The following is a 9,918-nucleotide window of genomic DNA, read 5'->3' as shown; positions in this document are numbered from 1 at the left end:
TGCAGTGATGATCTGCGGACCGATCTCGGAGCCGGGCCCGGCGGGGAGCACTCCCGAGGGGACGAGGCTGTGCGAGCGTCCGCTGCCGGTCGACGTGAAGTCGATGGGCGTCCCGCGCGCGATGTCGGCCGCGGTGTTGCAGTCTTCCTTCTTGCCGGTCGCCTCGCACTTCGTGCGCACGAGCTGCACGTGGCTGAGATCGACGGCGTCGGCGGGGTTCGCCGTGAAGAGGTAATAGGTCTGTCCGTCGACCAGACCGCCGATCGGGGTTCCTCCGCCGGCGCTGTAGACGACCGGGTCGCCGTTGTGGAGCACCATCGGAGTGGTGCCGTCGTCCTCGTAGAGCACGTACGGGAGCACGATGTAGTTCGAGCCGACGTGCACGGCGCGTTCGGCGGTGAACCGGGCCGAGACGTCGGAGGCGACTCCGGGCTCGGTGGTCGGGACGAATCGGTGGTTCTCGCCCATGATCACGCCGGCGGGGAGCGACAGTCCGGTGACGGTGAATCCCGGTGCGCAGGAGAACTCGCTGGATCCCGCGGTGAGCGGAGGTCCGCGCTTCGTGCACAGCTGGATGGCCGTGGCGGAGACGGGGATGACGAAGTACGTTCCGCCGTCGATGAGGCCGGCGATCGCACCGCCGCCGCCGGCGTCGTAGATGACCTGCTGGCCGTACTTGAAGCCGTGGTTGTAGCCGAGGTTGATGGTCGCCCCATCGGCCTGGAGCCCCTTGCCGTCGAACGGGCTCTGCGGGAACGGCACCGGCCAGCCGCCGAGGGTGCCGCGCGGGTCGAATCGGGTGTCGGTGCCCGTCGTCGCGTAGCTTCCCGCGTTGACGGTCGCGTGCGTGATGTGGCCGGCGAGTACCAGCGCGGTGACCCTGGCGCCTGCGCCGATGGTCGCGGAGGTGGTCTTGGTGACGACCGGGACCGCCACGCCCGCGCCGACGGCCGCCGTGCCGGCGACCGAGATGTTCCCGGCGATCGAGAACAGCGTGAGTGCCGAGTCGGCCGAGACGATGACGTTGCCGCCGGCGCGGAGGTCGGCCGCCGAGCCGATCGTCGACGTGGTGGTGATCGTGATGACGGGAACGGTGACGTTGACGTTCACCGCTGCGGTGCCGCCGCCTCCCCCACCGACCGAGATCGACTTGAAGTCGTCGTGAGAGGCCGCCTCGACGACGATGTCGCCGTTCGCCCGCACGATCGAGGCGGCGCCGATCGATGCTGCGGTCGTCTTCGTCACGGCCTGGACATCGACGCCCACACCGATGCCCGCCGTGCCGCCGACGGCGAGCACGCCGGCGAGAGCCAACAGCTCGATATCGTCGGATGCACGGACGACCACGTCCTGCGTGAGGGTCGGACCGGCGTTCGTGCACGATGTTCCGACGCAGTTGACCCGGGCGGCGTCACCGATCTCCGCCGTCGTGGTGTCGTCCAGCACGGTGATCGTGACGGACCCGCCGACCCCGACCGATTGTCCACCTGCACCGCCGACCGCCAGGAGCAGGTGATCCCCGGTCTGCTCGGCCTCGACGGTCAGATCGTCTCGCGCCCTGACGTCGGCGCCGTCGTCGATACGTGCGGCGACGTGGCTGTCGCGGACGACCACCGCGACGGAGGCGCCGACCCCCGCGCCGCTCGTCGACACCGACAGGTTGCCGCTCGCGAGGTCTGCGGATGTCGTCTTCTGCGCGTGCACCGTGATGTCGTCAGCGGCGTCGACGAGCGAGTCACCGATCTCGGCGAGAGTCTGCGGCGACGATCCGCCCTGGCCTGCGACCATGACGAGAACCGAGCCTGTCGCCGCGACCGAGCCGGCGCTCGCGGCTCCGGCCACGGCGAGCACGAACCAGTCCTCCGACGAGACGGCTTCGACGAGAACGGAACCGCCCGCGCGGACCGAGGCGTCGGCGCCGATCCACGCCCGGACATCGGAGTTGGAGATCTCCACGACCACCGTGATCCCCACCCCGGCGGAGTCCTTGCTCAGCGCCAGTGTGCCGCCGACATCGACGATCTCGAGGTCGTCCTCCGCGCGCACGGTCAGGTCCTGCGCGGAGCCGCCGGCGCTGCCGACCTGGTTGATCTCGGCGCCATCGCCGATCCAGGCGCGTGTGGAGAAGTTCAGGATGCTGACGATGAACGCGCCCGTGACCGCCGCGCCACCCGAGCTCGCCGCGCCGGCGATCGCGACGTTCGTGAGCTTCAGCCAGTCGATCTTGCCCTTGATGGGGTCGGGCACCTCGGGCACGAGCGGGACAAGCGTGCTCTTCGCGGTGACGGCGATCGCGCCCGTCGCGTCGACACCGGTCGGCGTGCCGACGGTCGAATCGATCCAGGCTCGCGTGCCGACCTCGAGGAAGTCGACCAGGAACGCACCGCCGATCGCCGATCCCGAGCCGGTGGACAAGGGCGCCCGCGATCGCGAGGTTCTGCAGGCCGATCGCCTGGTCGGCGGTGACGGCGACGCCACCCGCGGGAGCATCGAGATCGGCTCCCGCGCCGACGCTCGCCTCCGTGGTCAGCAGCAGGATCTGCACGGCGGCGCTTCCGGCGACGGACGTGCTCTTGCCTCCGCCCGCTGCGAAGGACCAGACGATGAAGTCGTTGCGCGCGCCGTCGGGGAGAACCGCGGCGACCGTGATGCCGGTCTGTCCCGTGACCTGGGCGCCGCCGCCGATGGCGGCGACGTTGTCGGCATCCTGCACGTTGAGGCCGATCGTCGCGCCGACCTTCGTGCCGCCGGAGTCGAGGTCGATCGCCGATCCGACTCCGAATGCGTACGCCCGCAGGAGCAGTTCCGACCTCACGACGACGGCACCGGTCGTCGCGGTCACGACCGTGTTCGCTGCGATCCGGGCGATCGAGGTGGCGACCAGCCAGTTGACCGCGACCGCCGCCGCCACAGCGGTGGTGCTGCTCTGCTGCGAACCGGAGGTGCCGGACTGCCCGGACTGGGCGCCATCGGCGCCCTGGGCGCCGTTCGAGCCGTTCGTGCCGCCGTTGGAGGACGGCAGGCCCGCGGTCGAGTCCTTCGTCCCCTGCGTGTTGGGGTTGCCGGCGCCGTTGACCTGCTCGTTCGACTTCTGGTCGCCGCTCGAATCCGATTCCTCCGCGCCCTTCGCACTCGCGACCGACCGGGCCTCGGTGCGCGCTTCGGAGAGGGCGAGCACCTCGACGCTCGTGCCCTGCATGTCGCGGGTGATCTCGGCGAGCGTGTCCCATTCGACGACGGCGTTGATCGCGAGATCCACGCCGACCGCGGTGCTCTTGCCCGCGGCATCCGCCTTGCCCTCGGTCTTGACCCACAGGGTGTGCACCGCCCGGATCGAGATGGCGCCGGTGCCGATGTAGTCGGTGCCGGAGGTGCCGACGCGGGCCGTCACGTCGTCGTCGACACTGACGACGAGCGCAACCACGGGCGTGACCGCCGTGCCGCCCTCGGTGCCGCCCTCTGCCTTCGTGCTCATGTCGCGCAGGCCGTTCGCCGCGACGGTGAGTCCCGCTCCGCCGGTCAGCGCCGCGCCGTTCTGCACCTCGGCGCGCACGTCGCTGCCGTCGATGACCTGCAGGGCGAACGAGGCGCCCACACCGGTCGCAGAGCCCACCTCGGCGCGGCTGGTCGCCTGCACCGCATCGCGCTCATTGCTGCGCGCGGTCACCGAGCCCGCCGCGGAACCGAGGGTGACGACGGCGCCGGTGCTGATGAGCGCATCGACGGTGCTGTCGAGGATGTTGATCGCGAGCGCACCGGCCACCCCCACGCTGGTGGCCTTGCTTGCCCCGGCACGGGCGATGCTGGTGACCTCGTGCTCGAACAGGCGGAACAGGGTGTCGACGGCGGGGCTCGGCGGCAGCTGATCGCCCGAGCCGACCGTGGCCGATGCCTGGTGGATCCACTTGTGCTGGTCGTCGCGCTTGTAGAAGCCCGCGACGTTCGCGCCGTCGGCCTGGGTGAGCTGGAACCACGAGTCCTTGTCGATCTCGTCCTTCGGCAGCTCGGACTTCTCCTTCACCGTGAGCTTCGTGACGAACACCCAGGCGCCGCCGTCGCGCTTCCAGACGCTGCCGGCGGGGTGGCCGTCCTTCGCGGTCTTCAGCAGGTAGTACTCGCCGTCGGTCGCGCCGGCGGGCAGCGTCGCGACGGTGCCGGTCAGGCTCACGTCGGTCTCGAGGCTCCAGTTCGAGCCGTCGAACTTGTAGAGGCCGTCGTCGCCGCCGTCGCCCGCGCTGGTGCGCACGAACGCGAGGTCGTCCTTGGACGGCCCGGGCAGCTGCTTCCCGGACTCGACGAGCTCCCAGCCGCTGCCGTTCCAGCGCCGCACGACGTCGTCGTCATCGCCACTGAGCATCCCTGCGGTGACCGTCAGCCCGGCTGCGGTGATCGTCGAGGCGCCGGTGATCGCACGCACGACGATCGTGACGACCTGCACCGCGACTCCCGCACCGATGCCGACAGAGCCATCGGTGGCGGAGTCACCGGCGGCCTCCGCCTTCGAATCCGTGTCGCCGCGCGCCTCCAGCGCCACAGCTCCGCCGGCGTCGATCGTGATGCCGCCGGCGAACAGGGCGCGCACGGTGCTCGCGACGACGTTGATCGCGATCGCACCGGCGATCGAGACGCTGCTGCCGCCGTTCTCGCCGGATGCGGCCTTCGGCGTGGAGCTCGTGGACGAGCCGCCGCCGGCGTTCTGCTGCTTGCTCTGGTTGGCCTTGGCGAGGTTGGCGTCGGCCTTCTGGTTGACGTCCTTGCCGCCTCCGCTCGAGCCCTCCGAGGGGGATGCGCCCTTGGTGGCTGCGGTGGCCTTGGTCTCGACCTCGACTCGCTGATGGGCGGTGAGGGAGACGGCGCCGGTGGTGTCGATGCTTCGAGCGCTGGATGCTTCGGCGACGATGTCGTCGAGCACTGCCAGGGCGAGCGAGACGCCGATCCCGGCGGAGCTGCCTGCGACGGTCGACCCGGTGGCGGTCGTTGTCGCGGTGACGTTCTGGGTGGCGGAGGCGGTGATGCTCGAGGCTGTCAGGGTGCTGCCTGCTCCGAGCGAGGCGATGGTGCGGATGGATGCCACCACGATGGCGACGGAGGGCACGATGGTCACGGATCCCGACTTGCCGCCGGCCTCTGCCTGGGTCGTCAACGTGACATCGTGTGTGGCGGTGAGCGTCAGTGCTCCTGCTCCGGTCATTGGTGGGCCGCGCGTCGGGTCGCTCACCTGGGAGATCCCGGCGAACACGCGGTGGGTGGGCAGGTTCAGGGCGATGGCTGCGCCGAGGCCCACGGTGGCCCCGCCGGACTGGGTCGCCTTGGCCGATGCCTTGTCGGTGCTCTTCGAGCCGGCGGTGATGACGACGGCACCGCCGCCGACGATGGCGACCCCGGGAAGGGGGGTCGGTCCGGGGTGCGGTCCCGGTGCCGGGTCGCCCAGGACTGCGGCGGAGGTGTCCTCTTCGACGAGGTTGAGCGCGAACGCACCGGCGATGCCGAGGCTGCCCCCGGTGTTGCCCGCACCGGCTTCGGCTGTCGCCTCGAACGCGTGCACCGCGTCGGTGCCGACCTGTCGCACGGCGGCGGTGATCGTGAGTCCCGCCGCCTGCACGGACGCGCCGATGCCGATGCCCGCCTGGTTGATCAGGCGCACCCTGTTCACGGCGAGAGCTGCGCCGATGCCGACCGAGGTGGAGTTGGTGGCCGTGCCCTTGGCCGTCGCGGTGGCATCCGTGTTGCTGCGGGCGATGAACGTCGCCGTGCCGGTCGTGACGAGCGTCTGCCCGGCCGACAGCATCGCGAAGGTGGCCGAGCGCACCAGGTTGAATGCGAGCGCCGCCGCGACGCTGACGGAGGTGCCGTCCTCGTTCTGTGCCGCGGGGGTCGTCGATCCGCCTCCGGCTCCCCCGCTGGTGCGGCCGGACGCATTCGTGAGCTTCGCGTTCGACTTGGCGTTCGCGTCCTTGCCCGTGGTGTCCTTGCCGGTGCCGCCGGATTCTCCGGGCGCGCCCTCCGCGCTGGCTTCCGCGGAGGTGCGGGTGCTGGATGTGTTCTCGGCGGTGACGGTAACGGCGCCCTGTGCGGTGAGTCCGCGGTCGATCGTGGCCGACGCCTCGTGGTCGGCTGAGGTGAGCGCGAAGGCGATGGTCGCAGCCAGCGTCGCGCCTGCGCCGGCGCCCGTCGCACCTGTGGCGGTGGTGACCGCGGTGGCGGTCTGCGTGGCCGTCGCGATGACGGGCCCCGCCACGAAGAGCGCCGGACCGGTGAGGATTCCGGCGACGGTGCGGACGTTGTGGATCGCGATGCTCGCGACGCCGGTGAGGGATGCCGTGCTCCCTCCGCCTGCGCCGCCGATCGTCTCGGTGCTGGCTGCGTCGGTGCCGTCAGCGGTGACGGTGAGCGCGCTGAGACCGGTCGGAGCGGCGCCGACGGCGACGCCCGATTCGACAGTGGTGCTGATGAGGCTGAGCGCGACGGAGGCGCCCACGCCGACCGCGGTGCCGTTCGATCCGCCGCCGGCTTGCTTGGCCGTGGCCTTGGCAGAGCTGGTGTGACTGCCGCGCGCGGATGCGGACACGGCGCTGCCTCCGAAGTCTCCGGTGCCGCGCAGTTGCGCCGAGGTGCGCGCGTCCTTCTTGACCACGGCGAGGGAGCCGGCGATGGATGCGGAGCCGCCGCCGTTCTGCCCGGAGACGCCCGATGCCGTGTAGCTCGAGTCGCCGGCTGCCGGGTCGGACGCCGTGACGGCGACGCCTCCGGGTGCGTTCAGGACGACATCGCTCAGGAACGCCTCGGTGAGGATGCTCGCGACGATGATGCCGATGCCGATCGCCAGGCCGAGCCCGCTGCCACCGGCCGAACCGGAGCCGTCCGTGGTGCCGGCGTCTCCATCGGAGATCACGATGTTCTTCGCCCGTGCCGTGACCGCCTGCGCGCCGCTGGTCGATACGGTGCCACCGGTGATGTGGGCGCTGGTGTCGTTGTCGAGCACGACGACGGAAAGGGCGCCGGCGACGTCGATCGCGCCGTCGTCGGTGGATGCTTGACCGGCTCCGCGGTCGGCCCCGTTGCTGGCCTTGTTGTTCTGCGTCGCGCCGCCCTTGCCCGCCTTGGAGCGCGCGGTCACGGTCGATGTCTGATCGGCGAGGATCGTCAGGGATGCCGCCGTGGTCGCGATCGGCGACGTCGAGTCGATGGCGGCCTCGGTGTTCTGGGCGAGGTACACGATGGCGATTCCGGCGCCGCTGCCGGCGTTCGCGGCATCACCCGTGGCGGTGACAGTGGCCGTGTTCGTCGCGCTGATGCCGAGAGCTCCGCCGATCACCGCGTGCGCCGTGTCGGTGAAGCGGCTGATGGCATCGGCGTTCACGATGACGACGGCGACTGCCGCGTCGAACGTGCCGGGTGTGGTGCCCTCGGATCGTGACGAATCGGTCTGCGGCGTGGCCGCCGCTGTGACGGTGGAGGTCGCTGCCAGATTCACCGCGCCGTCGACATCGATGAGCGAGGTCCCGCCGATCGTGGATGCGGCCGTGGAGCTGATGATGGCCGCGTCGCCGTACTGCTTGATGAGTTCGAAGGGTCCGACGACGGATTCGGCGGTGGCCGACAGCGCCCCCGATGCGGTGATGCGGGAGGCGCCGCGCACCGCGACTGTGGCGGTGGAGTCGACGATCACCGCGTATGCGGTGGGTGCGGTGGCGTCGGGCACCACATCGGCGTGGGCGCGCAACGTGACGTCGCCGACCGCGTCGATGGTGCTGTCTTCGATGATGACCTGGGCCGTGGCGTCGTGGTCGAGGCAGCCGATGATGCTGAAGTCGTCGAAGTCGGTGCAGTCGGCGAGGTTCAGCGGCACCCCGTCCTGGTTGCTCGCCTGCGCGTCGAGGGTGAGGGCTCCGCCGGTGTACTGGGCGCCGTCGAACGTGATCCATTCGAAGTGGGCGACGAAGGATGCGAAGCCGAGATCGATGCCCCCGCGCACGACGAGCGAGTCGTGTCCGTCCCCGCCCTCGAGCGTCAGAGTCTCGCCCGCGAGCGACGGGGCGACGAAGCTGATCTGCTCGAATGCGTCGCCGCCGACCGAGCGCAGGAGCAACCGGGTCACGTCATCCGGGTCGGCGAGCAGCTCGGCGTCGTTGTCGCCGGCCGTGAGCGTATGCGTCTTGCTGCCCGGAGTGGTATCGGTGATCGGCTCGATGTTCGTGTAGGTCACCACCGAGGTCCCGAAGACGAGCGTGCCGCTCGAGGCGTCGACGGCGCGGGAGTCGAGCCCCTGCGCGCCGCGGGTGACGAGAGTGTCGAACCCTGCCGCCCCATCGAACACGACGGCGATGCCCGGATCGTCTGCGCCGAGGTCGATGGTGAGGGTGTCGTCGCCGTCCGTGCCGGTGATCCGGATCTCCGAGATCTCGGCGAGAGGACGAGTGACGCCCTGGAAGGTGACGGTGCCGTCCGGGTTGACCACGAGGGTTCCGGCCGTCCCCGTCATCGAGATCAGCCAGGGTGCGGGTACGGCGGATGCCGCAGGCTCGGTCGCGCCGATGCCGTCGGCCGGCTGCGGCGCATCGGACGGCGCGAAGGTGTCGCCGCCCGTCGGAGCGGTCGTCTCGACGACGGCATCCACGGGCGTGGGATCGGCGGGGGCCGGATCCGCGGTCACGAGAGGCGCGACCGGCTCGGGCGCAGCCTCCTCCGCGGGGGCTGGCGCGGGGTCCGTGGTCGCAGGGTCCGCAGACACGGGCTCCTGCGGTGCCGGCGCGGGCTCAGTCGTCGTCGCATCGGCGGGCGCGGGCGGGTCGGTGGGTGCCGTCGCATCCAGGGGTCGGGAGCCGAGTGAGGCGGGCTGGCCCACCACGGGCTGCGCCGTGCCGGAGTCCGGAACCCCGTAGACCTCCACGCGGATCTCGGGCTCGTCGGCCCCTGTCTCCACAGCCACGGGTACGGCGCCGATCGCGTCGCCCATCCGCGTCTCGGGCGTCTGCACCGAGTCGCCCGCAGCGAAGATGCTGAATGCCGGGCTGCTGGGTGCGCCGACGGGGAGAACGACGCTCAGCGCGACGGCGATCGCCGTCGCATAGGCGAGCGCACCGAAGGCTGCGTTGTGAAAACGCATTGCCCCGACTCTCCAGCCCATGACGCGCCCTGTCGTTCGTATTCGACAACAACAACGCGCCGGCGCACCTTCCGCGAGCGGTTCCCCCGAACCCCGGCGTCCGTCTCAGATCCCCTACGACCGGCCGTAGCCGATCTGGCGCAAACGTAGCCCTCCTTCTGCAGGGAAGTCAAGGACGATTCCCGCGCACCCCGGCGAAAGCCCATCCATTCCCGTGCGGGCATGTGAATGGCCACGCTCTGACGCGGATGTCGGGTGCTCTCCGTCGGCCGGATGCCGCCGAAGGCATGGTCGACTCAGCCGCGCCGGTACGTCAGCGGCTCCGCGACGAGGGGCTGCCAGGCCGCGCGCATCTCCGAGGAGAGCCGCACAGGGCGCCCCGACTTCGCGTCGACGAGTACGAGAACCGTCGTCGCGCGCGCATACAGCGCCTGCTGCTCCGCGGCGGGGTCGCTGTGCACCTCGTAGCAGACGTCGACACTCGAGCCGCCGAGCTTGCCGAACCAGATCTGGATGTCGAGAGGGTGTCGCTGATACGGCACCGGCGCCAGGTACTGGATCTCCTGCCGCGCGATCAGCGTCAGCAGACCTGCCGACAGGCTGGAGTCGAGGATCGCTGTGGCCGGGGCGCTCTCCCCCGGTGCCGGCTTCCAGAAGGCGCGCACGCGCGCCTCTTCCAGAAGCTTCAGCATCGAGGTGTTGTTGACGTGGTTGAACGCGTCGAGATCGCCCCAGCGCAGCTGGATCGGGATGTGCAGTCGCCCGTCCTCGCCGATCTGCTCGATCGGTGCAGCCGATGACTCGCCCAAGAA

3 protein-coding genes are annotated in these 9,918 nt (G+C 70.7%); 1 reads left to right on the top strand and 2 read right to left on the bottom strand.

Translation table 11 applies throughout. From position 1 onward, the window contains the following. Positions 1-895 precede the first annotated feature (895 nt). Positions 896-1,165, top strand: a complete 270-nt coding sequence (locus tag QF046_RS01660) for a hypothetical protein (RefSeq protein WP_307365553.1) — start codon at positions 896-898, stop codon at positions 1,163-1,165. Between the two features lie 570 nt (positions 1,166-1,735). Here QF046_RS01660 and QF046_RS01655 read toward each other — a convergent pair. Both QF046_RS01655 and QF046_RS01650 read right to left on the bottom strand, forming a co-directional pair. Then, the gene (locus tag QF046_RS01655) at positions 1,736-9,106 is read right to left on the bottom strand and encodes a hypothetical protein (RefSeq protein WP_307365551.1); all 7,371 of its coding nucleotides are present in this window, start codon (positions 9,104-9,106) and stop codon (positions 1,736-1,738) included. Between the two features lie 296 nt (positions 9,107-9,402). Next, positions 9,403-9,915 carry a thioesterase family protein gene (locus QF046_RS01650; RefSeq protein WP_307365549.1) on the bottom strand — a complete coding sequence of 171 codons (513 nt, stop codon included), beginning with the start codon at positions 9,913-9,915 and terminating at the stop codon, positions 9,403-9,405. Positions 9,916-9,918: the final 3 nt, after the last annotated feature.

This window comes from Microbacterium sp. W4I4 (genome assembly GCF_030816235.1).
In the GTDB taxonomy this organism is placed as follows: Bacteria; Actinomycetota; Actinomycetes; order Actinomycetales; family Microbacteriaceae; genus Microbacterium.
Note: the sequence above shows the minus strand (reverse complement) of the source record. Positions and strands in the feature narration are given on the sequence as shown.

What these genes read in the sequence shown, in the direction of transcription:
- QF046_RS01660 (WP_307365553.1), top strand. Translation starts at nt 896, where the DNA reads ATGGTCGCGGAGGTGGTCTTGGTGACGACCGGGACCGCCACGCCCGCG.
- QF046_RS01655 (WP_307365551.1), bottom strand. Translation starts at nt 9,106, where the DNA reads ATGCGTTTTCACAACGCAGCCTTCGGTGCGCTCGCCTATGCGACGGCG.